Source organism: Desemzia sp. FAM 23990, assembly GCF_045528485.1.
In the GTDB taxonomy this organism is placed as follows: Bacteria; Bacillota; Bacilli; order Lactobacillales; family Carnobacteriaceae; genus Desemzia.
On record NZ_JBGQQW010000009.1, the window covers coordinates 1 to 26555 of the forward strand.

Here is a 26555-nt window from a genome sequence, read left to right on the forward strand (position 1 = left end):
TTCGATTCCGGCCCTCGGCACCATTATTAGCACCCATAGCTCAATTGGATAGAGTACTTGACTACGAATCAAGCGGTTGCAAGTTCGACTCTTGCTGGGTGCATCTCTTTTAAAGAGTTTTTACTAATGTATACGGGAATTAGCTCAGCTTGGTAGAGCACTTGGTTTGGGACCAAGGGGTCGCAGGTTCGAATCCTGTATTCCCGATAAAAAATAGAGTATCCAAAAGTGAGATCAGCAACTAGCTGTCTCGCTTTTTTTGTATTATGGATGGCTTGGATGATATAATCAGTGCATGTTTCTTCTATATAATAGAACGGGAAGATAAGTTGCTGGATTCTGTGCGGTATACCTTCCGGATTGGTACTAGCATCAGAATGATTCAAGTATTCTACTTCTCATGATCTTTATTTATGGAACTCTAGTAGTTGCTTTTAGGACTGTTTATAGAGAAGTTAGACAAACGTTGGTTCTATTAAGAAGAGGGACTGTTCAAATGGAGTTTTTTCCAGTATAATAATAGTCAGGATTAGTCAAAGGAGTATAGACCCTTTGTTAGGAAAGTGGCCTTATATGAAGGCTGAAAGAAAAGGAGGGTTATTAAAAAGTTGATGTTGGCATGAGTAGCGAAAAAGTGTATGATACTTAGACACCAATCATCAATGGTTTTTAATAACAAACAGCACATGGAAAATAAAAATATGTCAGATATTATTGAAGCTTATTTGAAAAAGGTGTTAGGACACTCAGATCAAGTTGAAATCAGACGTAGCGAAATGGCTGATTTATTTAATTGTGTTCCTTCTCAAATCAATTATGTGATCAACACGCGTTTCACTGTGCAAAAAGGTTATTTAGTGGAAAGTAAGCGCGGCGGTGGTGGTTACATTCGGATTATCAAAGTTAAATTGTTGGACGAATCTGAGATGTTAGATACAATAATAGAAATAGTGGGCAATAGTATTTCGCAAAATGATGCTTATGCAATTGTACAAAAGTTATATGACGATGATTTCTTGAGTAAAAGAGAAGCCGTCATTTTGATGGCTGCAATGGAAAAAACAGTATTGGGACTGGAAACTAAAGTGGCTAAAGAAGTAAGGGCACGTATATTAAATTCTTGCCTGAACAATTTGAGATACGAATAATGATAATGTGGAGGCGAGAAAATGAACGAATTATTTACTGAAAAAGCACAAGCCGTGTTAGAGATCGCTCAAGAAGAGGCAAAAGCATTTCGCCATCATTCTGTAGGTACTGAGCATATCTTACTGGGGATTGTCAAAGAGCAAGAAGGTATTGCAGGTAAAACACTCCGTCAGTTTTCAATCACCGAGCAAGATATTCGTGAGGAAATTGAACATTTTACGGGATATGGAACAATGAAATACATTTCAAAACAAGCTGTTTTACCTCATTCTCCTCGAGCAAAACAAGCTATTACGTATGCGACTGATGAATCTAGACGCATGGGGGCAAAATTAGTCGGGACAGAGCATTTGCTGCTTGGCTTATTGCGTGAAGAAGATATTTTATCTTCTAAAATTTTAGCTAATTTAGATGTGAGCTTGAATAAGGCGCGTCAAGTAGTCTTGAAAAAAGTCGGACAAGGCCAAGTGAAGAACAGCAAACGTCAAAGACCTGCAACAAAGCAGCCCACTGCGGGAACGCCCACACTGGATTCATTAGCTAGAGATTTAACCGCTCAAGCTAAAGAAGGCAAAATGGATCCTGTTGTAGGCCGTCAAAAAGAAGTTCAACGAATCGTACAGATCTTAAGCCGTCGAACTAAAAATAATCCGGTATTGGTTGGAGAACCCGGGGTAGGTAAAACAGCCATTGCTGAAGGCTTGGCACAGCGGATCATAGATGGAGAAGTACCTTCTACTCTTACAAATAAACGCTTGATGATGCTGGATATGGGATCATTGGTTGCGGGAACGAAATACCGTGGTGAATTTGAAGAGCGCATGAAGAAAATTATTGAAGAAATCTATCAAGATGGAGAAGTGATTCTCTTTATTGATGAATTGCATACGTTAATTGGAGCAGGCGGAGCAGAAGGGGCTATTGACGCTTCGAATATTCTGAAACCAGCACTTGCGCGTGGAGAATTGCAAACGATCGGGGCAACAACATTAGACGAATACCAAAAACACATCGAAAAAGATGCGGCTTTGGAGAGACGTTTTGCACCAATCCACATTGATCCGCCAAATGAAGATGAAACAGAAGAAATCTTATATGGTCTGCGTTCACGTTATGAAGATCATCATGGAGTAAAAATTACGGATGAAGCAATTCATGCAGCGGTCAAATTATCTAATCGTTATATCACATCTAGACAATTGCCGGATAAAGCGATTGACCTGATAGATGAAGCAGCTTCTAAAGTACGTATCGATGTTACTGGAAAACCAACGCCAGTTGCAGCAGCGATGGAAGAGTTGGAAACATTGATTGAAGACAAAGAAGCAGCGATTCAAAATCAAGATTTCGAAAAAGCGGGTCTTATTCGAACGCAGGAAATGAAACAGCGTAAAAAAATTGAAACATTATTGAGAAAACAAGAGAAGAAAGAAACGCCAAATGAACTAGAAGTTACTGAACACGATATTGCTGAAGTTGTGGCATTGTGGACAAGTATTCCTGTGCAACAAATGGAACAAAAAGAATCGGATCGTTTATTGAAGATGGAAGATGTGCTGCATAAACGAGTCATTGGTCAAAATGAAGCCGTTGTAGCGGTCTCAAAAGCGATTCGCCGTGCAAGAAGTGGTTTGAAAGATCCGAATCGTCCAATCGGTTCATTCATGTTCTTAGGACCTACTGGAGTTGGGAAAACGGAATTGGCTAAAGCTTTGAGTGAAGCGATGTTTGGAAATGAAGAAGCGTTGATTCGTGTGGATATGTCTGAATACATGGAAAAATTCAGTACCAGTCGATTAGTCGGTTCTCCTCCAGGTTATGTAGGATATGATGAAGGTGGGCAATTGACAGAAAAAGTCCGTCAAAAACCTTATTCTGTTATCTTGCTGGATGAAGTAGAGAAAGCTCATCCGGATGTCTTTAATATTCTATTGCAAGTATTGGACGATGGTCATTTGACAGATGGAAAAGGTCGTAAAGTAGACTTCAAAAACACAATCATGATCATGACTTCCAATCTAGGAGCAACGGCTTTACGAGATGAAAAATCAGTTGGTTTTACTGTAAAAGATACGAAACATGATCACAACATGATGGAAAAACGCATTAAAGAAGAGTTGAAAAATGCTTTTCGTCCTGAGTTCATCAACCGTTTAGATGAAACAATCGTCTTCCATTCATTAGAGAAAACTGAATTGAATGAGATCGTTAAATTGATGTCGCAAACAATCGTCAAACGATTAGCTGATATGGACATCCATGCAAAAATCACACCAGCTGCCATCGATGTGATTTCTAAAGAGGGATTCGATCCTGAATATGGTGCACGTCCATTACGCAGAGCTATTCAAAAGAAAATTGAAGATCTTTTAAGTGAAGAGTTGTTGAGCGGAAGAGTGAAAATTGGGGATAACATCACCATTGGTGCTCAAAAAGGAACAATCCGTTTTACGGTTCGGGAACCTAAAAAGTTAGAAAAAGATGCTAAGGCGGAAAAGGAAACAGCTTCTGTCAATTAAGCTAACCAACAAGAAACGTCTATCAGAATTTTAAATTCTGGTAGGCGTTTTTATTCGTGATTGAAATTTATTTCTGATATGATGAAATAGAGAAAAATACGAAGAGGGAAGTGAATTTCTATGAAAAACACAACAAGAAATATTTTATTAGGTGTTGGAGCTGCTGTAGCTATTGGAGCAGCATACATGGTGACTTCAGACAAAGCAATGGAAAAAGCTGAAAGCATGATTAACCGCAAAAGAGCGAAATACTTTGTGAAAGATAAACTGCATGGCAATGAAAAAGCTATGAAAGTTGTGGAAAACTTATCTGATGAGGAAGTGATCAACTTACTCAACGTTGTGGATAAAGTTAGTCATTTACGCGGAAGTGTCAGCGATTATACACATCAATTGAAAGAAGCGACAACAGAATTTACCGATCTGTTATCGGATAAAAAAGATACCTTTGTAGATAAAGTAAAAAAATAAAACGCATAAAAACCTTCTCGTAAAAGATTGCCTTTTACAAGAAGGTTTTTTTAGTCCAGCGTCAATAAATAACACAACAGCAAGTCATCCATATCACGCAACGATAGACCGCTTGTTTCATGAAAACGATCGATTCGGTATTGCAGTGTGTTGCGGTGGATATAAAGGGATTTTGCGGCTACAGATATGTTGCCTTGGCTTTTCCACATTGCTAAGATCAATTCCTTCAGTTCGTTATCCATTACATACTGAGTTTTCATTTGCTGCATCAATGGGCTTTGTGAAATAGCTTCCGCCGTATAATAATGTAAAGCAACTGAGGGCAAATCAAAAACTTGGGTCTTTTGATTTTTTTGAGCTTCAAAAATATGCTGTTCTTCTTTAAATATATTGGGCAAAGCAGCAGTTATTGGCCAAAATTGCCCCATATAATACACAGTCTTAATTGAAAAATCATCGTCTAAGGTGCGAATAATGCCGGCCATTTCTTCGCTGCTCAATAAATCAGGCTGTTTTCCTTGGATGAGAATACCTTTATTTTCTGTTAGGAAAAAAGTATCCTCTATGCCTGAAAATAAACTTTTGAAGGCTTTTAGCCAAAGTCCGCGTTCAAAAGCAGCATCCTTCTTAATGATCTCAAATTGGATAATGCGATAGAAGCCTTCTTCTTTAGGCAAAGCAAAGGACCCATTAACTAAAAAAGTATGCCATTTGGACATTTTTTTCGTTTTAAAGGGAATAGGCTTTTGGTTGAGCGCATATTGAATCAAGGCCAATTCAGTATCGCTTTTTTGGTAACGTTCAAATTGAATCCATTGATCTTGATAAGGAAAAGCTATGTACTGCTTCCCAGAGGTGTTGTATTCGGTTAAAACAGCTTCTGGATACAAGTTTTTTAGTTCTTTAAAGTTCACTTCAGTTCCTCATTTCTGCATTGAAATCGTCAAGCTGAACAAGTTGAGCATTCTTCTCTATTTTAGCACTCTTTGGATTTTTTTGTAGGGTTTGAGAGAGAATATGCTATCATAGGGGAAGGAAATGATGAGCAAAAGGAGCACAATATGGAATTGACCAGTAGGGAAAAAGAATACTTTATGCGCGAAGCTATTGAAGAGGCTAAAAAAGCTGGAGCTAAATTAGAAGTGCCGATCGGGGCTGTAGTGGTATTGAACGGGGAGATTATTGGGCGCGGTCACAATTTGCGGGAAATGACCCATGATGCGACGACTCATGCAGAAATGATTGCCATTCGGGAAGCCAATCAGTGCTTGGGGAATTGGCGCTTGGAGGATACGCAGTTGTTTGTAACGTTGGAACCTTGTCCGATGTGCAGTGGAGCAATGATCTTGTCGCGTGTCAACGAGCTTTACTATGGAGCTCCGGATCCTAAAGGCGGGACAGCCGGTACTTTAATGAATTTGCTTGGAGATGAGCGGTTCAACCATCAAGTAACGATTGAAAAAGGACTTTTAGAAGACGAGTGTGCCGCATTATTGACGGATTTTTTTAGAAGCTTGCGTGTGCGTAAAAAAGCTGCTAAACTAGCTCGCAAAGAAATGGAACAAGAAAATGAGGAGTAGAAGATGAAACAAAAGAAAAATTGGATCGTAACGATTGTCGGTGTGCTGGTACTTTTGCTTGGAGGTCAGCAGATGGACGTATTTGATGCGCTGTTTGATTCAGATTCTCAAGAGTCGCAAATGGAATCACAAACAGTGGATAGTTCGGTGGTTGAAGGACAAGCCTATTCGACGAAAAAAGATGTGGCCGCATACCTGAATGAATTTGGAGAGCTTCCACCCAATTATTTGACGAAAAAAGAAGCAGAAGCTTTAGGCTGGGATAACTCAGAAGGTAATTTATGGGAAGTCACTGATCAGATGTCGATCGGCGGTGATCGCTTCGGCAATTATGAAGAGTTGCTGCCTGAAGCAAAAGGCCGCGTGTATTATGAAGCGGATATCAATTATGACGGGGGTTTCCGTGGAGCTGAGCGGATCGTCTTTTCCAATGATGGCTTGATTTTCTACACGGGCGATCACTACGAAACGTTTGAACAGCTTTACTAGGAGGTTGATGATGGATAAGCGAATTATTCTGGATGGCCAAGAAATGACCAGTAAAAAAAGATTGCATCAATATTTAACGATGCAGTTGAACTTACCGGATTATTATGGGCAGAATCTGGATGCTCTGAAAGATTGTCTGACCACTGATTTTACTCCACAAACGATTGAGATCATTGATGCAGAAGCGATTGAGAAGTATCTAGGAAAATACGGAGAAAATTTGTTGAGAGTCTTTAGGGACGCAGCAGCAGAAAATGAATATTTAGAGATCCACATAAAAAATACCAGCGAGTAGTTTTCGAGACTGCTCGCTGGTATTTTTTTAATTGATTCGTTTGATAAAAATCGGTCCAATAAATTTGTGCAATAGAACGGCAAGTATGGCGCCTACAATTCCTTGCATCAGATTCATAGGAAAAGCGGCTATCCCAGCAGCCAGTCCAAATAAGATCCAATCCCCGATGACATAACCGACCGCCATCCAGATACCGGCGATAAGCGCCGACACAATCGGTTTTGAAGCATTCATTTTCAGGAAAATCCAACCGCACAACAAGCCTTCGATTCCTTTGACAAGGAATGTAATCGGCGCATAAAATGAATAACCCGTAAATAAGTCTGCCAATGCACTTCCTATTCCACCGATCCAAAATCCGCCGGCTGGTCCAAACAGCATCCCAGACAGTAGCAAAATAGAATCCCCAATATTGACATAGCCTTGTGCAAAAGGAATTGGTATCCGAATAATCAACGTCATGACAACTGTCATGGCAATAAATAAAGCATAAAGAACTACATTTTGTGTAGTGAGTGTTTTATGTTTCAATTTCCGTTCCCCCTTAATGTAAATCCATTATACCTTTTTTGATGAGCAGACGAAATGCAGTTTTCAGAAAATTTGAAAGAGAGAGCTGAAATCAGGAACAAAACTGTTATAATAAGGAGAGAATGCAAGGGAATAGTGGTGAAATAAATGAATCAGCCAAAAGTGTTAGTGATACAAGATATTTCTGCAAGCTGTCAAATTTCGATGAATGTAGCTTTACCGATTTTAAGCATTCTGAATAACAGTACGAGTATCCTTCCGACAGCTCTGTTATCGACTCACACGGGCTCGGGATTTGAAGACTATACTTTTTTAGATTTGACCAGCGAAATGGAGCGCATCCTTGATCACTGGAGACAGCTGGGGGTGTCATTTGATGGGGTATTGATCGGTTATCTAGGATCGCATGCTCAAATGAACATTGTGAAACGAGTGATTCGTGAATTTGCAACGGATAATGCAATTATCGTGCTGGATCCGGTAATGGGCGATCATGGAAAATTGTATCCTGGTTTTGATGAAGAATATGTTCAGCAAATGCGGGAATTGTGTCAGTTATCCACAGTAGTTATCCCCAATATGACCGAAGCGGCTTATTTAACGCAGACGCCATATCATAAGGGGCCTCATACGAAACAAGAGATCGAATTAGTGATACAAAAGATGCTGGAATGGAATCGGCAGCAAGTCGTTCTGACAGGTGTGATGCCAAGTGAACAGGAAATCGGTGCAGCATCAGGTAGTGTACACGATGAGCAAGTAAAGACGGCTTTTTCTCGGATTTACCCTGGACATTTTGATGGCACGGGAGACCTGTTCAGCAGCGTGGTTGCAGGATTATTGTTTCAAAAAGCAACCTTGGAGGCAGCAACTGAAACAGCCGTCGCTTATGTAGAAAAAGTGATTCAACGAACTGTTGCCAGCAAATCAGATCCTAAATATGGTGTGCAATTCGAAACCGATTTGCTTTATTTGATAGAAAAAGCAGCACAGCTTAGAAATGAATAAAAAGTAAAGGATTCAGACAAACTTCTGAATCTTTTTTGCGTGTTCAGGGTGTATTAAAAGAACGAACAAATAGAGAATGTCTTTAAGTTGTCCACATTTCTAAAGAAAATGTGGACAACTTAAAGAGAAGTCAGAAATAATTGTTCACAGATTCAATAATGTAGACAAATCACATCGAAAGAGAGCTCAGTCATCGACTTCCTCACAATAGTGGGTAAACGATGTGGACATTTTTTTTATTCGTTCATTTGGGTTAAAAAAAGTAGCCAAAGGGCGCTAAGAAGACGAATAGCGTCCATTTGAGTTAGAAAAAGAAGCCAAAGGTCGCTAACAAAGCGAATAGCGTCTATTTGGATGAGAAAAAGTAGTCAAATGACGCTAACAAAGCGAATAGCGACCCTTTGGGTGAGAAAAAGTAGTCAAATGACGCTAACAAAGCGAATAGCGTCCATTTGGATGAGAAAAAGTAGTCAAATGACGCTAACAAGGCGAATAGCGTCCATTTGGATGAGAAAAAGTAGTCAAATGACGCTAACAAGGCGAATAGCGTCTATTTGGGTGAGAAAAAGTAGTCAAATGACGCTAACAAGGCGAATAGCATCTATTTGGGTGAGAAAAAGTAGTCAAATGTTGCTAACAAGGCGAATAGCGTCCATTTGGGTGAGAAAAAGTAGCCAAATGTCGCTAACAAGGCGAATAGCGTCCATTTGGGTGAGAAAAAGTAGTCAAATGGCGCTAACAAAGCGAATAGCGTCCATTTGGGTGAGAAAAAGTAGTCAAATGTTGCTAACAAGGCGAATAGCGTCCATTTGGGTGAGAAAAAGTAGCCAAATGGCGCTAACATGGCAAATAGCGTCCATTTGGGTGAGAAAAAGTAGTCAAATGGCGCTAACAAAGCGAATAGCGTCCATTTGGGTGAGAAAAAGTAGCCAAATGTCGCTAACAAGGCGAATAGCGTCTATTTGGGTGAGAAAAAGTAGTCAAATGACGCTAACAAAGCGAATAGCGTCCATTAGGGTGAGAAAAAGTAGCCAAATGTCGCTAACAAGGCGAATAGCGTCCATTTGGGTGAGAAAAAGTAGTCAAATGGCGCTAACATGGCAAATAGCGTCCATTTGGGTGAGAAAAAGTAGTCAAATGTTGCTAACAAGGCGAATAGCGTCCATTTGGGTGAGAAAAAGTAGCCAAAAGTCGCTAACAAGGCGAATAGCGTCCATTTGAGCCAGAGAAAATTCTCGAATAGCACTAATATTATTCTGAGGGGTCCAAATTCAAGCTCAACCCGGAAGCACTCTATATTTAGGTTGCTTATTTGCTCGTTAAAAAATATAAAAAGAAGTTGTCCCGATACTCGAGTATTGGGACAACTTCTTTATGTGTTAGTTCATGTTGGTGTCTTTTTCCACAACTGCATCCACAGCTTTCACAACCGATGTCATAAAGCCATTTTCTTCTAAAGCCAGTACGCCTTCAATGGTCGTTCCGCCTGGAGAAGAAACTTGATCGATCAAATTCCACGGCGTTTCGCCACTTTCTAGGACCATTTTCCCACTTCCTAAAACAGCTTGAGCGGCGATTTTGGTCGCCATTTCTTTTGGAATGCCGTATTTGACAGCAGCGCGTGCCAGCGAATCTATAAATAAGAACGTAAACGCTGGTGAGCAGCCGGCGATGGCTGAAAAGACACCAAAGTCAGCTTCCTTCATAACGATCGCTTCCCCAATGGATTGGAAAATACTGATGACAAATTCAACATCATCTTGTGTAGACTGTTCATTTCCGCAAACAGCTGCCATTCCTTCGCCGATTTGTGAATTCAAGTTAGGCATCACGCGAATGAGGCGCATGGCTGAGTCGCTTCCGATCCAGTCTCGCATTTGAGCTAAACTAACGCCAGCTGCGATGGATACCACTACCGGATTGTATTTAAGCAAATGGGTACTTAATTCAGGTAGCACGGTTGAAAACAAGTTGGGCTTGATAGCCAAGATGACCACATCTACTTTGGACACCAATTCTTCATTAGAGGAACACGCAACAGTTCCTGTTTCCTTGGTCAATTGCTCTAATTTTTCTGGACTTCTATTGGAGATATAAATATTTTCTTTAGGAAGGTGTTGTGCTTTGATCATTCCTTTTACGATAGCACTGGTCATGTTGCCAGCACCGATAAAGCCTACTTTCATGTGAAACCTCCTCTCAAATTGCATCTGTAAACCTGTTTGTATTTTACCACAGCAGACCTTTTTTTAAAATATTGAGCAAAAGAGGTTGACTTATATCGATTACAAATGTAAACTATGAATTGTAGACGGATTACAAGTGTAAACGAAAATAAAAAATGTTGAAAGGAAGAGAGCCATGCAAGCAATGGAAAAAATAACTATCAGTGATGCAGAGTGGGAAATCATGCGTGTTGTGTGGACGTTAAAACAAGCGACTAGTAAAGAAATCAATGCGGTCCTACAAGACAAGATGGCTTGGAAGCCGGCGACCACGAAAACATTGATCGGCCGATTGGTTAAAAAAGGCGCCTTAACCACGGAAGCCATGGGAAATCGATTTATTTATTCTGCGGCGATTAGTGAAGAAGTGGAAATCAAAGAAGCTACTAGCGATATTTTAGCGCATATTTGCAATCGGAAAGCGGGAGAAGCGATTGCACATCTGTTGGAAGAAGCTGCTTTAAGTCACGATGATATGGCGATGTTGGAAGAATTGTTGAAGAAAAAAAAATCGGAAGCGGTGGATGTTGTAGCGTGTGACTGTGTTCCAGGGCAATGCACGTGTCAACACTTTCATGGATAAAGGAGGAGCAACATGGCTCAAAAAACATTCAAAATAGAAGGTATGAGTTGCGCAAGTTGTGTGCAAACCGTTGAAAAAGCGGCCTCTAAGTTATCTGGGGTGCAAGAAGCCAACGTCAACTTAGTGACCGAAAAAATGAATATTCAATTTGATGAATCTAAAACAACTATCGCAGATATCCAATCAGCTGTTGAGAAATCAGGTTACAAAGCGGTTGAAGACGGTGTGCGAAAGAATTTTGTCATCGAAGGCATGAGTTGTGCCACTTGTGCACAGACTGTGGAGAAAGCGACCAGCAAATTAACTGGCGTAGTTTTTTCAAATGTTAATTTGGCTACTGAAAAAATGACGGTTCAATTTGACCCGAGTGTCCTTTCAGTGAATGATATCACGGCTGCTGTTGCGAAATCGGGTTATAGCGCTCATGAAGAAGTCAATTCTGCGGACGCTGTAGATGAAGACCGCGAGAAAAAAGAAGCACACATGAAAGAAATGTGGCGTCGTTTTTGGTTGTCAGCGGTGTTCACTGTGCCGTTGTTGTACGTTTCGATGGGGCATATGATGGGCGCTCCTTTACCAGAATGGTTGAATCCGATGCACAACCCGGGAATCTTTGCGCTGGTGCAATTGCTGTTGACGCTTCCGGTGATGGTGTTAGGGAAGAAATTTTTTACGGTTGGGTTTAAAGCGTTGTTCAACCGACACCCCAATATGGACTCGCTTGTTGCTTTAGGAACCAGTGCTGCGTTTGTGTACAGTTTGGCAGCGACGGTTTCCATTTGGCAAGGGAATGCAGCATTGGCGATGGATTTGTATTATGAATCAGCTGCGGTTATTTTAACGTTGATTACATTGGGCAAATACTTTGAAGCCCGCTCGAAGGGAAAAACGTCTGAAGCGATTAAGAAATTGATGGGCTTAGCGCCAAAGACGGCCAAAGTAATCCGCAACGACAAAGAAATGGAATTGTCGATTGATGAAGTTCAAGTCAATGACATCATTGTAGTTCGACCTGGAGAAAAAATTCCTGTGGATGGCATGATTATAGAAGGCGTGACTTCTGTGGATGAAGCGATGCTGACTGGGGAAAGTATGCCTGTGGAAAAAGTTATAGGAGATCAAGTAATTGGAGCCAGTATCAATAAAAATGGTGCAATCCAATATAAAGCGACTAAAGTTGGAAAAGATACCGCGTTGGCTCAAGTGATTAAATTAGTGGAAGACGCTCAAGGTTCCAAAGCACCGATCGCTAAACTGGCGGATATTATATCGGGTTATTTTGTACCGATTGTAATGGTATTGGCTGTAGCAGCTGGATTCGCTTGGTTCTTAGCTGGAGAGTCAGGAGTCTTTGCTTTGAGTATTGCGATTTCGGTATTGGTTATTGCTTGTCCATGTGCTTTAGGATTAGCTACACCAACTGCGATCATGGTCGGTACGGGTAAAGGCGCGGAACATGGCGTGTTGATCAAGAGTGGTGGAGCTTTGGAAACGACTCATAAAGTGCAAACGGTCGTATTGGATAAAACCGGAACGATTACAGAAGGAAAGCCTAAAGTCACGGATATTTTAGCCGTAGATGGCATCTCAACAGAAGAGTTGTTGAGCGTTTCTGCATCGGCTGAAAAAGGCTCGGAACATCCTCTAGGTGCAGCTATTGTTCGAGCAGCTGAAGAAAAAGGGGTTCATTTGCACAAAACGACCTCGTTCAACGCTATACCTGGACACGGAATCGTGGTGCAGATCGATGGTGACGTGTATTCTCTGGGGAATAAAAAAATGATGGACAACCAGCAGATTTCGTTGGCAGAATTGGCTGGTCAATCAGACGCATTAGCCAGTGAAGGAAAAACACCAATGTATGTGGCGAAAAACGATGACTTGATGGGAATCATTGCTGTTGCGGACACGGTGAAAGGCACCAGTTCCCAAGCGATTGCCAAATTACGCCGCATGGGCATCGAAGTGGTCATGATGACGGGCGACAACAAACGGACAGCTGAAGCCATTGCCAAACAAGTCGGCGTGGACCGTGTGTTGAGTGAAGTATTGCCGGAAGACAAAGCGGCTCAAGTAAAGTTATTGCAAGAAGAAGGCAAAAAAGTAGCGATGGTAGGAGACGGTATCAACGATGCTCCAGCTTTGGCCCAAGCGGATGTTGGAATCGCGATTGGTTCAGGAACAGACGTGGCTATGGAATCAGCGGACATTGTCTTAATGCGCAGCGATTTGATGGATGTGCCGACAGCGATTGAATTAAGTAAAGCCACCATCAAGAATATCAAAGAAAATCTTTTCTGGGCATTTGCTTACAATACGCTGGGCATTCCAGTTGCAATGGGTGTCTTGTATTTATTCGGCGGACCATTGTTGAATCCAATGATCGCCGGAGCTGCAATGAGTTTTAGTTCTGTATCGGTATTGTTGAACGCATTGCGCTTGAAACGCTTCAAGCCCTCTGCAAATCAATAGCAGTTTGTGGTAAGAAAGATTACACTAGTATCAAATACAATTTGAAAAGGGGAATGAATGATGAGAAAAGAAATTACGATTGAAGGCATGAAATGTGAAGGTTGCGCAAATGCAGTCAAACAAAACTTTTTAGACGTTGAGGGAGTAAATGAGGTAGTAATCAACTTGGAAGCTAAAAGTGCTCTGATTCAAAGTGATGGTGCAGTAAATGAAGACGAACTACGCGAATCTTTAGCTGACACAAACTATTCAGTTGTAGGGATCAAAGAATTAGACGCTTAATTGAAAATAGAACGCTTACCTGTTGCTTAGCACTAGATAGGCGTTTTTTGTTTAATGGAATCTTTATTGCTAGTGTTGGTAAAGAAATTTCTTCCGGCCTATGGGGTTTGCTTATAGGAAGCCATGGGACCGTCTTGAGCCGAAGACCGTGTCTCAAGACTTGCAAACGTCAAACCCCGAGTAAAAGCTGAAGCTTTAACTCGGGATTAATTCACATTGCATCCTTTTTCATGGCTATAAGCAACCCCATAGGCCTCCAGAAATTTCTAGGAATGAGTTTCTAAAAGGTTTTGGATTAAAAAGAAATGTAGGTTTTACTTAACAATGCAAAATGTTGTAGAACCAACAAAAACACTTATTTGAATTACATTAAGGAGTGATTGGAATGGATAAAAATAAACACGATGAACATCAACACCACGACCATCATCACGAAAATCATGAACACATGAATCACAGCGGACACCATCATAATGAACATAAAGAGCACGTCGGTCATGCTTACCATGAAGAGCAACTAGAAGAAGGAATACACGATGACCACAATCCTGCTACGAAACATGGACATCATGATCATGAAAATATGGATCACGACAGTCACAGCGGACACGATCATCATGACCACATGGATCATGGTGGTCATGGCGGACACCATCACCATCATGGAAACTTCAAAGAAATCTTTTTGAAGTCTCTACCTATAGGACTTGTCGTTATGATTTTATCTCCACTGATGGGAATTACGCTTCCGGTGCAATTTACATTTCCTTACTCGGATATCTTGGTAGCCGTGTTGGCGACAGTTTTGTTCGTTTACGGAGGGAAACCCTTTTATCAAGGGGCTGTAGATGAATTTAAACAACGAGCTCCGGGAATGATGGCGCTAGTAACGTTAGGAATAAGTGTCTCTTACGTGTACAGTATTTATGCTGTGGCGGCACGTTATGTAACCGGAACACATGTGATGGACTTCTTCTTTGAATTTGCTTCATTGATTTTAATTATGTTGTTGGGTCATTGGATCGAAATGAAAGCAGTAGGAGAAGCAGGAGATGCGCAGAAATCGCTGGCTGAGTTGTTGCCTAAAGATGCTCATGTAGTGCTGGAGAATGATTCAATAGAAACGCGCTCGGTGTCTGAGTTGAAAATAGGAGACATTGTACGAGTACAAGCTGCTGAAAATATTCCTGCAGATGGAGTCATCAAAAGCGGTACAACCAGAGTCAATGAAGCATTGCTGACTGGGGAATCTAAACCCGTCGAAAAAGGGGAAGGAGATACCGTGATCGGTGGTTCCACAAATGGCGACAGTGTTTTGTATGTAGAAGTAAAGGAAACAGGAGATAAATCCTTTATCTCTCAAGTTCAAACGCTTATCGGACAAGCGCAAGACCAACCTTCAAGAGCAGAAAATTTGGCTCAAAAAGTAGCAGGATGGTTGTTTTACATTGCTGTAGCAGCCGCAGTGATTGCTTTTATTGTGTGGTTATTTGTGGCGGACTTAGAAAATGCTATTCTCTTTACGGTAACGACATTAGTCATTGCCTGTCCTCATGCATTAGGCTTAGCTATTCCTCTAGTAGTAGCTCGCAGTACCAGCTTAGGCGCGAGTCGTGGTTTATTGGTTAAAGATCGTGAAGCTTTGGAATTAGCAACAAAGGCTGATGTAATGGTACTAGATAAAACAGGTACTTTAACAACTGGAGATTTCAAAGTTTTGAAGGTAGAGGCATTAAGCGAAGAGTATTCAAAAAATGAACTCACTGCGTTAATGGCAGGTATTGAAGGCGGCTCGAGTCATCCCATCGCACAATCGATTGCGGGATTTGCTAACGAAGAAAACATTCAACCGATTCCATTCGATTCTATTGATGTTGTATCAGGCGCTGGTGTAGAAGGTGTTGCCAATGGGAAGAATTATCAATTGATCAGTCAAAAAGCTTACGGTCAAGACATAGATATAGAGATTCCTGTAGGTGCAACGCTTAGTATTTTGGTAGAAAATGATACAGCCATCGGGACTGTAGCTTTGGGAGATGAACTGAAAAAGACAAGTTCAGAACTCATCAAGGTGTTGAAAGAAAACGGTATTCAACCACTAATGGCCACTGGTGACAATGAAACAGCGGCTCAAGGTGTGGCAGAAGAACTAGGGATCGACTACAAAGCTAATCAATCTCCGCAAGACAAATACAATCTAGTGGAGTCGCTGAAAAATCAAGGCAAGACGGTCATCATGGTTGGAGACGGGGTAAACGATGCACCTTCTCTTGCGTTAGCGGATGTCGGCGTGGCCATTGGAGCTGGAACGCAAGTGGCTTTGGATTCTGCAGATGTCATTCTGACACAATCGGATCCAGGAGATATTGAATCTTTTATTGAACTAGCTCAAAAAACAACGAGCAAAATGAAACAAAACCTTCTTTGGGGAGCGGGGTATAATTTTATCGCTATTCCGCTAGCTGCTGGAATTCTTGCGCCAATAGGCTTCGCGTTAAGTCCGGCTGTTGGAGCGATCTTGATGTCATTGTCTACCGTAATTGTAGCGATTAATGCAATGTTTTTACGATTGAAGAATTAAGGAATAGTTTTTGAGGAGAAGTCCGCTACACAATAATAGTAGCGGGCTTTTTTTGTATAAATAAGTTTTTTCGAATAGTATGGTGGTTGTCTCACAAAAGTTATGGAAAATAGTAACAAACGTGAGTGAAAGGGATACACACAGTAGTAAGAATAGTAGGGAAAGGTATGATTATCAAGGACCATCTCTTATAAATGAACAAGAATAAGGATAGAAAGTAATATTAAAAGTATTTTGGTTAATAATCTTTTGATTTTTTTTTTAAAATTCCTTCTAAACATATGAAATGCTATACTGGAGAAGAAAATGTAAGGGGTATAGCTTTAATTGGGAACCCAGGAGGAGAAATGATGCGAAAGATTATTTTTACAACAGAAAGTGGCGCAGATTTACCAAAGGACTTAGCTGAAAAATACACTATCAAAATTGTACCGATGCATGTCGTGATGGATGGGGTCGATTACAAAGATGATGGTTCGCTTCCGGTATCTGAAATTTATGATTACTACAACCGCACTAAAATGACTCCATCTACAACATCTACGAATCCTAACGAATACGAAGAGTTTTTTGCGAAGATTAAACGCGATTATCCAGAGCATACGATTGTGCACATCGGATACACGTCAAAAGCTTCTTCTTCATTCCATAATGCAGAAATTGCGGCAGAAAATTTTACCGATATCCATTTGATCGATGCGTTAAATGTTTCGGCAGGATTATCGGTAGTCGTATTGCATGCGGCTGAGTTGTTGGAAGAGAACCCGGAGATTGCTTTAGAAGAATTATTGGCGAAAATTGAAGCCAGTGTTCCTAAATCAAGAATGGTCTTTGTTCCGGGCAGTCTGGAGTTCTTAAAAGCAGGTGGACGCGTATCTAATGCGGCCTATATCAGTGCCTCTTTGTTGAAAATTAAACCCGTGATTGAATTGGTTGATGGCAAATTGGTTTCCACTAAAAAGTATCGTGGAAAAATGAGTCGAGTGTCTGTCGAATTGATGCAGGATTATTTGAAAAAATACCCTATCGATAGAAAACAGCTTTACTTTGTGTTTTCAATTGGGTTAGACGACAGTATAAAAACTCAAATGGAAGAAGTTGCTAAAGAGAACGGATTTGAAAAAGTAACGTGGATTGAAGCTGGATCGGTCATTTCGACACATGGCGGTCCTGGTGCGTTTGGTATTGCCGGTTTAGAACAATAAGGAGAACGTTGTATTATGAAGAAAGAACTGGAGTTAAAGCAGCTTTATGAATTATTGGATCAGTATGTCGAGGCAGGGACGAAGTGGCCGGCTGAGACGGTTTTTGAGATGATGTTAGGAGCTGTTCTCGTCCAAAACACGACTTGGCATAACACAGCATTATCGTTGAATCGGCTTAAAGAAGCGACGGGGTTTGATCCTGAAGTGATCGCTGACTTATCGACTGAAGAACTCAAAACACTCATTTATTCAAGCGGCTTTCACAAGCGAAAAACGCAGCTGATTCTGGAATATTTTAGTTGGCTGAAGAAGTATGCGTTTGATTTAGAGAAAATCAAGCGCAAGTACCCTGACAATTTGCGCGAACGGCTGTTGGAATTCAAGGGAATCGGGAATGAAACAGCTGACGTGTTGTTGCTGTACGCATTTGAAGAACCGGTCTTTGTAGCAGATACTTATGCGCTCAAATTATTCCGCCATTTAGGCAGTGAACACAGTACGGATTACCTGACATTGAAGAACTATGTAGAAAGTACCGGCACGTTCACGCTGAAAGAGTGGCAGAAGTTTCACGGGTTGATCGATGAATATGGAAAAGTTCATTTGCGGGGGAAACAAGTGGTTGGGCATCCACATTGGGAAGCGTATAGGTTAGTGATTAAACCAGATTCATCATCAGGGAGTTGATTAGTAGTGGACTTAATAGTCATTATGGGGCCTCAAGCTGTCGGTAAAATGACGGTGGGAAGAGAGTTAGAGAAAAAAATAGAGGCAAAGTTGCTTCACAATCATGAAACGATCGATTTATTTGCCAAGTTTCTCGGTTATGGGAAAGAAACTTTTCGTCTATCGGACCAAACGCGTAAAGAACTCTTCAAAGCTTTCGTCAGCAATGAGCAAAACGTTACCGAAAGCATTATTTTTACAGTTGTAGTAGCGTTTGATTTGATAGAAGATATCGATTTTCTAACTGAAATCAGTGAAATATTTCTGGAAGGACAAGGCAGAGTCTTTCTTATTGAACTGGAAGCAGATTTAGAGACTCGCCTGCAGAGAAACATTGGAGAAAGCCGCTTAGAAGCTAAACCTTCAAAACGAAATATTGAATTTTCTAGAAACGATTTACTAACGACGCACGAAAAGCATCGGTTAAATTCTTTGCCAAATGAGGTTACAGAAAAAATTAAACAGGTAAACTACCTCAAAATAGACAATACGCATCTAGAAGCGGAAAAGGTCGCGAGTAGAATAGCTGAATTTGTTCAAAATAATGGATAGTTTTTTACGTTTGTATTATAATCTTATTGAAGAGGAGATATGCGTGAACATATCCCCATCTTGTAGAACCGTTTAAGACGGTAGCTTTGAACAAGTTAAAAAATAACCGTTGCTGGCTAAAGCAAGACGGTTATTTTTTTTTGTCGTTTTTAGCGATTGCAACCACTAATGTGATTAAGGAAATCAATAGACTTCCAAACATTCGCATGAGTTGCAATACTTCCGATACGGGCAAAAGGCTTTTCCTTTCTAAGTCTTCAGTACTTACATACACAAGCACCAACTCCTTTCAAAGATAGCCACCATCTTAACTTTTCTACCAACTAATGATATCCTAATCTATTATAGAAAAAGAACGCTAGAAGTATCTTTTCCCACTATGATCAGGACTTTTCAAGTGATTTTATTTACCGTCGAGTCTTTCATTTGGAATGGCAGATCTTAAAAAGATACAATAGAAGATGAATGAGGCAAGGCAATTGATGAATAGCTAGTGGAAGGGAAGGATGAGAAATATGGAGAATATTTTTGATACTGTTGAATTGAATAATGGTGTGAGAATGCCAGCTTTTGGACTAGGAACTTCTGGAAATAAAGATCAGACAGTCTGCAATGATACGATAAAAGCAGCGGTTGAGGTAGGTTACCGTTTGATTGACACCGCACAAATGTATGGGAATGAAGAGCAGGTAGGAAAGGCCATTCATCAAGTCGATCTTTCTGACAAGAACTTGTTCATTACCAGCAAGGTGGATAATCCTAATCACGGGTATGAGGCAGCCAGCAAAGCCATTGATGAATCACTGGAAAAGCTGGGACTCGACTATATCGATTTATACTTAATCCATTGGCCCGTCGTTGAAGACCGAGGAGAGAACTGGAAGGAAGACAATATTGAAACCTGGCGTGCTTTAGAAGATGCTTATGAAGCGGGGAAAGTTAAAGCGATTGGTGTTAGTAATTTTATGGTAAAACACTTAGAAAATTTGATTGCCAACTGCCGCATCAAGCCGATGGTTAATCAAATCAGATTGCATCCTGGTGTGCTGCAAGAAGAAACAGTCGTTTTTTGTAAAAAAGAGCAAATCGTTGTGGAAGCTTGGTCTCCGTTGTCCCCAATCAAGCAAATGTCTGAGGATGATAAAGTGCAAGCCATGACCAAAAAATACGGAAAATCCGTTGCTCAGCTGTTACTGCGTTTCAGTCTGCAGCACAACTTTGTTCCGCTGACCAAGTCGTCTCATCCTGAACGGGTAGTAGAAAATGCGGATGTCTTTGATTTTAAAATCTCTGATGAAGATATGGACTACTTGAACAGCCTGAAGTTTGATGATTTAAAAGCACCGGATGTAGATGAAGAAAAATAATCTTTTTAAACAAAGCCAAAATTGTTTTTTGTCAGCAATCTTTAATAGTTTAGTGTATATGAATTAAGTGGGTGACATAATGCAAAAAATAGAAAACATGTTAAAAAAATGGTTTGATTTAGAGAGTGTAGATATCAGTCGACTATTTGGTTCATATTTTAGTCTAGAGCTAGACAATATCAATGAATATACAGAAGGTAAGTATTCGATAGAAGAAATAGAGAATAGCCTATCGGTCTATGGAATTAAATACAATGAAAAAAGCGAGAAATATTTTTCGGAATCTTGGGGGCATTGTTTTCCTTTAAAGACATTAGATGGGGATCTAGTTTTATTAGTTATTACATTTGAAAAAGATAATTATGAATATTTTACAAGTAATTCTACAAGGTTACAGTTAGATTTGATTGTAGAATTGGGAGTAACAGAAGAAGATATAACTGAGCAAAATGATAAATATTATAGTTACAAAGGTGCTAAAGATATATTGGATAATTATGATAAATTTATCTAGGTTGAGTCAGTATGGTAATATGAGTATGAAAAGCCGTTATACTAGTAAAAGGTATTCGGCTTTTTTGTACATATTTTTTAAGATTCATTTTCTTTTTTATTCAGGTTTACGATTCGGAGAAAGAGTGACTTTACTGACTAGGTCTTGGAAGTATTGAAATGACATTCGGAATATATTTCACTTATATCCAAATGAGAATAACGACGTAACTAAACGACTGAATCAAGTTGGTAAACAAGAGTAGTTGGTTCTTGCAATTTTTCTCACGGGGAAAATTGCATCTGAAAGACATATATACCAATAACTTGACTGGGAAGGTGCTTATTATGTGGTAAAATGGAAGGAAATAGATATAAGGGAGTGAGAAATAGTGTCAGTTGAATTTTGGTTAGCAGCAGAAACTTTTTACAATACTACAATGGTTGCAGTGGCAGTTGTTATTCTAGTGTTGCTGATGTTGACCGGCATGATTTTAGGTTATTCAAAAAGTCGGCACAAGAAAAAGATTGCAGCAGGAGGTGGGGTCCTCATTTTAGGACTGAGTATCTGGCTCGTTGCAGGACATTTGAGATACAATGAATTTTTAGAAGTGAATGATCACGTAACACCTCTAGTGCGCGACAGACAAAAGACATTCGGTGATTACATCTATCGTTCTGAAGATGAGATGCAATATTTTGGCAAATTACATGACCCGGAGAGTGTTCGTGCTTTAGAAATGTACCAAGAAGAAACGGTCACTGAACCCATCATTTATGTGGGAAAAGATGCGAACTTTTACTATTTTGAACAAGATGATGAGTTGTTTAAGCAGCGCGCCAATGTCATTTTTGATACGAGCGCTGAAGAAACCGTAATGATTGGAACCACATTTCACTTGATGAATGAGTCGTTTTTTGAGATTGGCTTTCGAAATCCGCCTTACATTATGTATGATCGGATTGTAGTGAACCAAGAAGATACGGATGAATTGATTGATGTCGAAAATGATGACTTTGTGGATACTGCTGAAGAGCATTTCAGTAAAACTTGGTCTTTTTAAAGGTGGCAGGAAAAAGTGAGTAAAGTGATGTTAACCAATATGTGTATGATTACCAATAGCGAGAGCAACCAGGTTTTAGTGCAGCAACGGATAAAAAATTGGCAAGGTCTAACCTTCCCAGGCGGCAAATTAGAGCCGAAAGAGTCTATTCTGGATTCTGTCATCAGAGAAGTGAAAGAAGAAACAGGACTTGAGGTATCCAATTTGAAACTGTGCGGTATAAAAGATTGGTATGAAGAGGAAGAAGATTTTCGCTATGTCGTCTTTTTATACCAAACAGCTGATTATCAAGGAGAACTACTGGAAGAAACCGACGAAGGCAAATTAAAATGGATGGACTTGAATGAATTAACAGAAGAAAATTGCTCTCCAGGATTTGCTGTTACACTAGAGGTTTTCAAAGATTCAGCAAAACAAGAACACTTTTATTATTACGATACTGCAACGAATATCTTACGCAATCAAGTGATGTAAACTATTTTAAAAGGTGGCTGGTGTGATGAATAAAGAATACATTTTTGCTGTACATAATCAGATTGATGGAGAACGGATTCGGTTGAGACCCATTCGACTAAGCGATGCGGAAGATATGTATGAGTATGCATCTGATGCAGAAACGACAAAATACGTCTTTGAAACCCATAAAAGTTTGGAAGACACGAAAGAAAATATTGCGAAATATTTCTTAGCCAGTCCTTTGGGCAAATTTGCTATTGAGCTGAAAGACACTCATAAGATGATTGGGACCATCGATTTGCGTGTAGATGAAAAGGACAAAAAAGCAGAAATGGGTTATACCTTGAATAAAGGGTACTGGGGAAAAGAGTATACTACGGAAGCTGCCAAATTAATGCTGCAGCTGGGATTCCAAGAATTAGAATTGCAGCGAATCTTAGCCGTTCATGATGAACGCAATCCAGCTTCAGGCAGAGTGATGGAAAAATTAGGAATGATTTGTGAAGGAACACTCCGAAACAATCGGTTTGTAAAAGAGGAATCTGTTACAGACAAAATGTACAGTATCTTGAAAGAAGAGTATTTTTCAAACTAAGTTGTTTTAGCGGCAAATTTGGTTAGGAGTGAGATAAATACTTGGAAATGGCTGTCGAGTCCACCTGGAATGGAAACAGGGAGAATATCGAAGAGAAGACGTTTAAAATCCATTTGGGTGTAGAGAAGAGTATCAAACGAGGCTAATAAACTGTATTAGCCTCGTTTGCATTGCAAAAGAAAAAGGCGTTAGCGAGTATATCGCTGGCGCCTTTAATCATTCGAGAAACTAATCGTGTTTAAATGAAAAGAATAATAATTTCATAGTAAGAAGCAGTAAGATGATGGTCAATATCCAGCCGCCGTAAGGAATGTAGCTGTCCAAAGCGTAATTGATAAGCCCAATGACTCCGGCCATGATGACAAATAAGATACTGGTCATACAGCCTTCAGAACTGTTCGCCGCGTTTCTTTCTTGTGAGAATGGGTAGTATTTCATAGTTGCTATCAAATAAACGAAGAAACTGCATGTCAATGCCAGAAAAGCATTCAAAGTGACGGACAGAGCGTCCCAACCAAATAGAAATAATAGAATAGTCCCAGCTGCTAAAAAGAGCGGGCATAAAATACGGATCCAAACGGCTTTGCCAGCTGCGATCACAAAATAGGGTTTATGCGATTTGGGACTTAGTTGAAAGGCCCAAGCTCCTTTGTAATAAGTCGAATATTTCATAGAAGCGACTATCTCCGGCACCAATAAAAGTGTGAAATAAAGGTAGTAAGCTAGATTCGTTTCTCTCAATTCAGCCAAATTAAAGCCATCAGAAAACGAAGTGAAAATCAAAATGACTGGCAAAAGGAAGGAAGTCAACAAAGAAGGATATATTCTTGTTTTGAACTCTCTTTCATTTTGAATCGTTTTCCATGTAAAGTGATAGTAAGGCATCTCTTCTGTATGCTGGCAAATCAACTTCTTCGATATGGTCAGCCAGCGACTGGTTTTTTCTGGACTTTGTTTATTAGAGGCAGCCAGCTGCATTAAGCTCTCTTCCATTTTTTCAGCATTTTTTTGGTAAAAAACGGCCAGTACAATAGACAATACTATCATCAAAATTACATAAAGGGCGTAATAAATCGTGACACCTTCTTGCAGCATTCCTAAAGGAGCCGCAAACCAGATGGGGAACAAAAAGACATGCCATAAATGAGGTATATAGACAATAAAAACATCTACAAAATCAAATACTCTGCCTAATAATTGGTAGCCGACCACCATAAAAATAGACAAACCGATTTGAGTATAAGAGATGATATTTTTTAATTTTTCCCCATCAAATTTCTTTAAGACAAAAGAATAAATCCCTAGAGTGAACAATAGTGTCCAAAAACAAAAAACGATCGTCAGAATAGTCACTAAAAGTCCAGGGACGATTCCATTCACGAAGTAAGTAACGATCACCACCGGACCACCTAAAACCAGTGTAAAGGAAAGCAAATAAATGAACACATGCGTAGTTTTGACGGCATTTAATGTTTTCTTGGAAATAGGTTTCGTGCCCAGCAATTCATAGTCTCTGGTGTCCAATAAAATGGCAGAAAAACTGGCGATCAAGTTGGACAATAACATGATAAACAAATAGCTGAAATAAATAGTGTATTGCCAGATCCAAGAATCTCCTATAAATAAGAAAATCACTGTAAAACAACTGATTAGCAGATAAGCTCCCAATGACCGAAAAAAAGAGTTGCCTTCTTTTTTAGCCGGTTGATCTTGGCCTAATAAATTAGGTTGACGTCCGTCCATAATCAATTTGTTCTCAATGATCAAACGTAATGTTGCGTAATCAATATCATTTTTGAGGTAAATCACTTTAAAAAAATCCATTATTTTCAAGATGACTGAATCCTGTTTGGGTGAGAGATTTGTTTCCAACGATTCCTGATTATTGAAAAAATCATTCATAGACCGATTCTCCTTTCATGGCATCCAGAAAGGCGGCGGCTAATTCTCCTTGCTCATTAAAGCCGGTCAGTTGATTGAATAAATGTTCCAGAGTACTATCTGCTTCTTGAGAAATTTCTTTAAAACTACCGTCTGCCACAACTTGCCCGTTATTCAAAATGAGGATCCGGTCGCTTAACTTTTCAACAGTATCCATAATGTGTGAAGAGTAAAAAATCGTTTTTCCTTGTTCTTTCAAACGTACTAAAATTTCTTTGATGACTAAAACACTGTTTGCGTCCAAGCCATTTAACGGCTCATCCCAGAATAGTAAATCAGGATCATGCAGCAGGCTGGAGATGATCAATACTTTCTGACGCATCCCTTTGGAAAAAGTTTCCAGACGTGCATGAAAAGAAGATTCGATGCCTAGAGCCGTCATCATTTGATAAGCTTTATGAAGGACGACTTTCTCTTCCACTCCATACAGCTGCCCCATAAAGACCAAGTACTCTGCAGCAGTTAGCGTTTCGTAGAGATCTGCATTCTCTGGCACATAACCGATGCGCTTTTTATAGTCCTCTTGATTGTTTTGCAACTTCTCGCCAAAAATATGTATTTCACCGCTATCTTGAGACAATAACCCCATAATGATTTTAACTGTGGTGCTTTTCCCAGCTCCGTTTGGTCCAATGTAGCCAATGATTTGTCCAGGGTAAACTTTAAAATCGATACCTGTTAACACTTCTTTTTCGCCAAAGGCCTTTTTAACTTGCTTCATTTCGATGATGGGTTCCATAGTTCTGCTCCTTTTTGAATAGCATCAGATAACAATCTATTTTTAATAAGAATAACCGAAAACGCTTAAGAAAAACAGAGGAGATTGTAGTTTTTTGCACAAAAAGCAGATATTAAACTAAGTTAAACAGATGAATAATACAGTTTCTATCAGCTGTTTTTTGGAGGAATATAAACAATATTGTTTATGATTATTCCTTTAAAGTAGGCTATTTTAAAGCCTTTCACTAAAAAAGAATACAATTTTGTGCTTGAAGTCGAGCTTTTTCTCATGATGGTTTGACGACAGATAATCACACTGTTACTATTTGTAAGGTGATTAAAAAGAAAAGAGGTTTTTAAGTTGAAGAAAAAAAGCACGTGGTTAACGACTTTACTTGCAGGTGCACTGTTCTTTGTTGCAGCTTGTGGGTCACAAGCCGATACTGGAGAAGAAAATGATGAGGAAGAAGCTGCTGAGGCACTTGTTTCAAGAGGCTGGGAAGAAATTAAAGAAGATGGCACGTTAAAAGTCGCTACATCAGGAACCTATTTCCCTAACTCATATCATGATGGGGATACAAATGAACTAACCGGTTTTGAAGTCGAAATTATACGCGAAATCGCGAATCGTTTAGGATTGGAAGTAGAGTTTACTGAAATGGGCGTAGACGGAATGTTGACGTCATTAAACAGTGAACAAATCGATATTGCAGCTCTTGGGATCGACCGTGATGGAGAAAATGCCGATAAATACAATTATACTATACCGTATAAATATTCTTTCGGATCTATGGTCGTTAGAGAAACAGACAACTCTGGAATCGAAACGCTGGAGGACTTAAAAGGGAAAAAAGCAGCTGGTGCAGCGACAACTTCTTACATGAAAGTAGCTGAACATTTTGGAGCAGAATTAGTAGTTTACGATAATGCAACCAATGATCAATACTTGTGGGATGTAGCAAATGGACGTACAGACACAGTGTTGAATGACTACTATGGTCAAACAATGGCACTAGAAGCGTTGCCAGAAATCCCTGTAAAAATATTGGAAGATGTTTTCTATAATCCAAGTGAAACCAATTACGCTATCAAAAAAGGAAACGATGAATTAACGGATCAAATCAATGCTCAGTTAGAAGCGATGCATGAAGATGGCACGCTAAGTGAAATTTCGAAAGAATTTTACAATGGGGAAGATGTAACCGTTGAAAAAGATTATGATTTCCGTGAAATTGATGTTTCTGCCTACTAA

The 26555-nt window shown here is 39.8% G+C and carries 27 protein-coding genes and 2 tRNA genes; 22 read left to right on the forward strand and 7 right to left on the reverse strand.

Annotated features, from left to right (window positions below; translation table 11 throughout):
• Positions 1–29 precede the first annotated feature (29 nt).
• From ACEN4I_RS05050 to ACEN4I_RS05070, 5 genes are all read left to right on the forward strand, one after another.
• A tRNA-Arg gene (locus ACEN4I_RS05050) sits at positions 30–103 on the forward strand.
• Between the two features lie 30 nt (positions 104–133).
• Positions 134–207, forward strand: a tRNA-Pro gene (locus ACEN4I_RS05055).
• Between the two features lie 479 nt (positions 208–686).
• Entirely contained in the window at positions 687–1148 is a 462-nt protein-coding gene (locus ACEN4I_RS05060) for a CtsR family transcriptional regulator (RefSeq protein ID WP_407096738.1), read from the forward strand.
• Between the two features lie 21 nt (positions 1149–1169).
• Complete coding sequence (locus ACEN4I_RS05065; RefSeq protein ID WP_407096641.1) at positions 1170–3668, forward strand: ATP-dependent Clp protease ATP-binding subunit; 2499 nt, start codon at positions 1170–1172, stop codon at positions 3666–3668.
• Positions 3669–3788: 120 nt separating this feature from the next.
• On the forward strand, positions 3789–4139 hold the full coding sequence (locus ACEN4I_RS05070; RefSeq protein WP_407096642.1) for a hypothetical protein: 351 nt from the start codon (positions 3789–3791) through the stop codon (positions 4137–4139).
• Positions 4140–4189: 50 nt separating this feature from the next.
• Here ACEN4I_RS05070 and ACEN4I_RS05075 read toward each other — a convergent pair whose 3' ends face one another.
• Positions 4190–5053 carry a helix-turn-helix domain-containing protein gene (locus ACEN4I_RS05075; RefSeq protein WP_407102302.1) on the reverse strand — a complete coding sequence of 288 codons (864 nt, stop codon included), beginning with the start codon at positions 5051–5053 and terminating at the stop codon, positions 4190–4192.
• 147 nt (positions 5054–5200) lie between these two features.
• On the opposite strand from ACEN4I_RS05075, the gene tadA reads away from it, so the two are divergent.
• From tadA to ACEN4I_RS05090, 3 genes are read left to right on the forward strand one after another with little or no spacing between them, the layout of a single operon-like run.
• Positions 5201–5719 (forward strand): tRNA adenosine(34) deaminase TadA, encoded by a 519-nt coding sequence (gene tadA / locus ACEN4I_RS05080; RefSeq protein WP_407096644.1) that lies wholly within the window; start codon positions 5201–5203, stop codon positions 5717–5719.
• Positions 5720–5722: 3 nt separating this feature from the next.
• Complete coding sequence (locus ACEN4I_RS05085) at positions 5723–6208, forward strand: ribonuclease domain-containing protein (protein WP_407096645.1); 486 nt, start codon at positions 5723–5725, stop codon at positions 6206–6208.
• Between the two features lie 10 nt (positions 6209–6218).
• Positions 6219–6503: a barstar family protein gene (locus ACEN4I_RS05090; RefSeq protein ID WP_407102301.1), complete on the forward strand. Its 285-nt coding sequence runs from the start codon at positions 6219–6221 to the stop codon at positions 6501–6503.
• A gap of 27 nt (positions 6504–6530) precedes the next feature.
• Here the strand turns inward: ACEN4I_RS05090 and ACEN4I_RS05095 are convergent, their stop codons facing one another.
• Entirely contained in the window at positions 6531–7034 is a 504-nt protein-coding gene (locus ACEN4I_RS05095) for an ECF transporter S component (RefSeq protein ID WP_407096648.1), read from the reverse strand.
• Between the two features lie 147 nt (positions 7035–7181).
• Between ACEN4I_RS05095 and ACEN4I_RS05100 the strand changes: the two genes are divergently transcribed.
• Positions 7182–8042, forward strand: coding sequence for a pyridoxamine kinase (locus ACEN4I_RS05100; protein ID WP_407102300.1), 861 nt, complete (start codon positions 7182–7184; stop codon positions 8040–8042).
• A 601-nt stretch (positions 8043–8643) separates the two neighbouring features.
• Here ACEN4I_RS05100 and ACEN4I_RS05105 read toward each other — a convergent pair.
• Positions 8644–8988 (reverse strand): hypothetical protein, encoded by a 345-nt coding sequence (locus ACEN4I_RS05105; protein WP_407102299.1) that lies wholly within the window; start codon positions 8986–8988, stop codon positions 8644–8646.
• Between the two features lie 433 nt (positions 8989–9421).
• Entirely contained in the window at positions 9422–10252 is an 831-nt protein-coding gene (proC, locus tag ACEN4I_RS05110; protein WP_407096652.1) for a pyrroline-5-carboxylate reductase, read from the reverse strand.
• A gap of 151 nt (positions 10253–10403) precedes the next feature.
• Between proC and ACEN4I_RS05115 the strand changes: the two genes are divergently transcribed.
• The 7 genes from ACEN4I_RS05115 (at position 10404) to ACEN4I_RS05145 (ending at position 18668) form a co-directional block, all read left to right on the forward strand.
• Positions 10404–10850 (forward strand): CopY/TcrY family copper transport repressor, encoded by a 447-nt coding sequence (locus ACEN4I_RS05115; protein ID WP_407102296.1) that lies wholly within the window; start codon positions 10404–10406, stop codon positions 10848–10850.
• 12 nt (positions 10851–10862) lie between these two features.
• Positions 10863–13322 carry a heavy metal translocating P-type ATPase gene (locus ACEN4I_RS05120; RefSeq protein WP_407102295.1) on the forward strand — a complete coding sequence of 820 codons (2460 nt, stop codon included), beginning with the start codon at positions 10863–10865 and terminating at the stop codon, positions 13320–13322.
• 57 nt (positions 13323–13379) lie between these two features.
• Positions 13380–13604 carry a heavy-metal-associated domain-containing protein gene (locus ACEN4I_RS05125; protein ID WP_407127652.1) on the forward strand — a complete coding sequence of 75 codons (225 nt, stop codon included), beginning with the start codon at positions 13380–13382 and terminating at the stop codon, positions 13602–13604.
• A gap of 385 nt (positions 13605–13989) precedes the next feature.
• Positions 13990–16185 (forward strand): heavy metal translocating P-type ATPase, encoded by a 2196-nt coding sequence (locus tag ACEN4I_RS05130; protein ID WP_407102293.1) that lies wholly within the window; start codon positions 13990–13992, stop codon positions 16183–16185.
• Between the two features lie 350 nt (positions 16186–16535).
• The gene (locus tag ACEN4I_RS05135) at positions 16536–17390 is read left to right on the forward strand and encodes a DegV family protein (protein WP_407102292.1); all 855 of its coding nucleotides are present in this window, start codon (positions 16536–16538) and stop codon (positions 17388–17390) included.
• Positions 17391–17405: 15 nt separating this feature from the next.
• Positions 17406–18077: an endonuclease III domain-containing protein gene (locus ACEN4I_RS05140; protein ID WP_407102291.1), complete on the forward strand. Its 672-nt coding sequence runs from the start codon at positions 17406–17408 to the stop codon at positions 18075–18077.
• A gap of 6 nt (positions 18078–18083) precedes the next feature.
• Entirely contained in the window at positions 18084–18668 is a 585-nt protein-coding gene (locus tag ACEN4I_RS05145) for a hypothetical protein (protein WP_407096663.1), read from the forward strand.
• 130 nt (positions 18669–18798) lie between these two features.
• Here the strand turns inward: ACEN4I_RS05145 and ACEN4I_RS05150 are convergent, their stop codons facing one another.
• Positions 18799–18942: a putative holin-like toxin gene (locus ACEN4I_RS05150; RefSeq protein ID WP_407102290.1), complete on the reverse strand. Its 144-nt coding sequence runs from the start codon at positions 18940–18942 to the stop codon at positions 18799–18801.
• A 241-nt stretch (positions 18943–19183) separates the two neighbouring features.
• On the opposite strand from ACEN4I_RS05150, the gene ACEN4I_RS05155 reads away from it, so the two are divergent.
• The 5 genes from ACEN4I_RS05155 (at position 19184) to ACEN4I_RS05175 (ending at position 22642) form a co-directional block, all read left to right on the forward strand.
• Positions 19184–20035: an aldo/keto reductase gene (locus ACEN4I_RS05155; protein ID WP_407102289.1), complete on the forward strand. Its 852-nt coding sequence runs from the start codon at positions 19184–19186 to the stop codon at positions 20033–20035.
• Positions 20036–20114: 79 nt separating this feature from the next.
• Positions 20115–20549, forward strand: coding sequence for a hypothetical protein (locus ACEN4I_RS05160; RefSeq protein WP_407096668.1), 435 nt, complete (start codon positions 20115–20117; stop codon positions 20547–20549).
• Positions 20550–20919: 370 nt separating this feature from the next.
• On the forward strand, positions 20920–21591 hold the full coding sequence (locus tag ACEN4I_RS05165) for a hypothetical protein (protein ID WP_407102287.1): 672 nt from the start codon (positions 20920–20922) through the stop codon (positions 21589–21591).
• A 15-nt stretch (positions 21592–21606) separates the two neighbouring features.
• Entirely contained in the window at positions 21607–22065 is a 459-nt protein-coding gene (locus ACEN4I_RS05170) for an 8-oxo-dGTP diphosphatase (protein WP_407102286.1), read from the forward strand.
• A 25-nt stretch (positions 22066–22090) separates the two neighbouring features.
• Positions 22091–22642 carry a GNAT family N-acetyltransferase gene (locus ACEN4I_RS05175; RefSeq protein WP_407102285.1) on the forward strand — a complete coding sequence of 184 codons (552 nt, stop codon included), beginning with the start codon at positions 22091–22093 and terminating at the stop codon, positions 22640–22642.
• Between the two features lie 228 nt (positions 22643–22870).
• Here ACEN4I_RS05175 and ACEN4I_RS05180 read toward each other — a convergent pair whose 3' ends face one another.
• On the reverse strand, positions 22871–24544 hold the full coding sequence (locus tag ACEN4I_RS05180; protein WP_407096676.1) for a hypothetical protein: 1674 nt from the start codon (positions 24542–24544) through the stop codon (positions 22871–22873).
• Entirely contained in the window at positions 24537–25322 is a 786-nt protein-coding gene (locus ACEN4I_RS05185; RefSeq protein ID WP_407102284.1) for an ABC transporter ATP-binding protein, read from the reverse strand. Before ACEN4I_RS05185 ends, ACEN4I_RS05180 begins: the two co-directional genes overlap by 8 nt.
• A 342-nt stretch (positions 25323–25664) precedes the next feature.
• Between ACEN4I_RS05185 and ACEN4I_RS05190 the strand changes: the two genes are divergently transcribed.
• On the forward strand, positions 25665–26555 hold the full coding sequence (locus ACEN4I_RS05190; protein ID WP_407096678.1) for a transporter substrate-binding domain-containing protein: 891 nt from the start codon (positions 25665–25667) through the stop codon (positions 26553–26555).

Bases quoted from the DNA above. Each gene is read 5' to 3' on its own strand.
- ACEN4I_RS05060 (WP_407096738.1), top strand. From the start codon at position 687: ATGGAAAATAAAAATATGTCAGATATTATTGAAGCTTATTTGAAAAAG.
- ACEN4I_RS05065 (WP_407096641.1), top strand. From the start codon at position 1,170: ATGAACGAATTATTTACTGAAAAAGCACAAGCCGTGTTAGAGATCGCT.
- ACEN4I_RS05070 (WP_407096642.1), top strand. From the start codon at position 3,789: ATGAAAAACACAACAAGAAATATTTTATTAGGTGTTGGAGCTGCTGTA.
- tadA (WP_407096644.1), top strand. From the start codon at position 5,201: ATGGAATTGACCAGTAGGGAAAAAGAATACTTTATGCGCGAAGCTATT.
- ACEN4I_RS05085 (WP_407096645.1), top strand. From the start codon at position 5,723: ATGAAACAAAAGAAAAATTGGATCGTAACGATTGTCGGTGTGCTGGTA.
- ACEN4I_RS05090 (WP_407102301.1), top strand. From the start codon at position 6,219: ATGGATAAGCGAATTATTCTGGATGGCCAAGAAATGACCAGTAAAAAA.
- ACEN4I_RS05100 (WP_407102300.1), top strand. From the start codon at position 7,182: ATGAATCAGCCAAAAGTGTTAGTGATACAAGATATTTCTGCAAGCTGT.
- proC (WP_407096652.1), bottom strand. From the start codon at position 10,252: ATGCAATTTGAGAGGAGGTTTCACATGAAAGTAGGCTTTATCGGTGCT.
- ACEN4I_RS05115 (WP_407102296.1), top strand. From the start codon at position 10,404: ATGCAAGCAATGGAAAAAATAACTATCAGTGATGCAGAGTGGGAAATC.
- ACEN4I_RS05120 (WP_407102295.1), top strand. From the start codon at position 10,863: ATGGCTCAAAAAACATTCAAAATAGAAGGTATGAGTTGCGCAAGTTGT.
- ACEN4I_RS05125 (WP_407127652.1), top strand. From the start codon at position 13,380: ATGATGAGAAAAGAAATTACGATTGAAGGCATGAAATGTGAAGGTTGC.
- ACEN4I_RS05130 (WP_407102293.1), top strand. From the start codon at position 13,990: ATGGATAAAAATAAACACGATGAACATCAACACCACGACCATCATCAC.
- ACEN4I_RS05135 (WP_407102292.1), top strand. From the start codon at position 16,536: ATGCGAAAGATTATTTTTACAACAGAAAGTGGCGCAGATTTACCAAAG.
- ACEN4I_RS05140 (WP_407102291.1), top strand. From the start codon at position 17,406: ATGAAGAAAGAACTGGAGTTAAAGCAGCTTTATGAATTATTGGATCAG.
- ACEN4I_RS05155 (WP_407102289.1), top strand. From the start codon at position 19,184: ATGGAGAATATTTTTGATACTGTTGAATTGAATAATGGTGTGAGAATG.
- ACEN4I_RS05160 (WP_407096668.1), top strand. From the start codon at position 20,115: ATGCAAAAAATAGAAAACATGTTAAAAAAATGGTTTGATTTAGAGAGT.
- ACEN4I_RS05175 (WP_407102285.1), top strand. From the start codon at position 22,091: ATGAATAAAGAATACATTTTTGCTGTACATAATCAGATTGATGGAGAA.
- ACEN4I_RS05180 (WP_407096676.1), bottom strand. From the start codon at position 24,544: ATGAATGATTTTTTCAATAATCAGGAATCGTTGGAAACAAATCTCTCA.
- ACEN4I_RS05185 (WP_407102284.1), bottom strand. From the start codon at position 25,322: ATGGAACCCATCATCGAAATGAAGCAAGTTAAAAAGGCCTTTGGCGAA.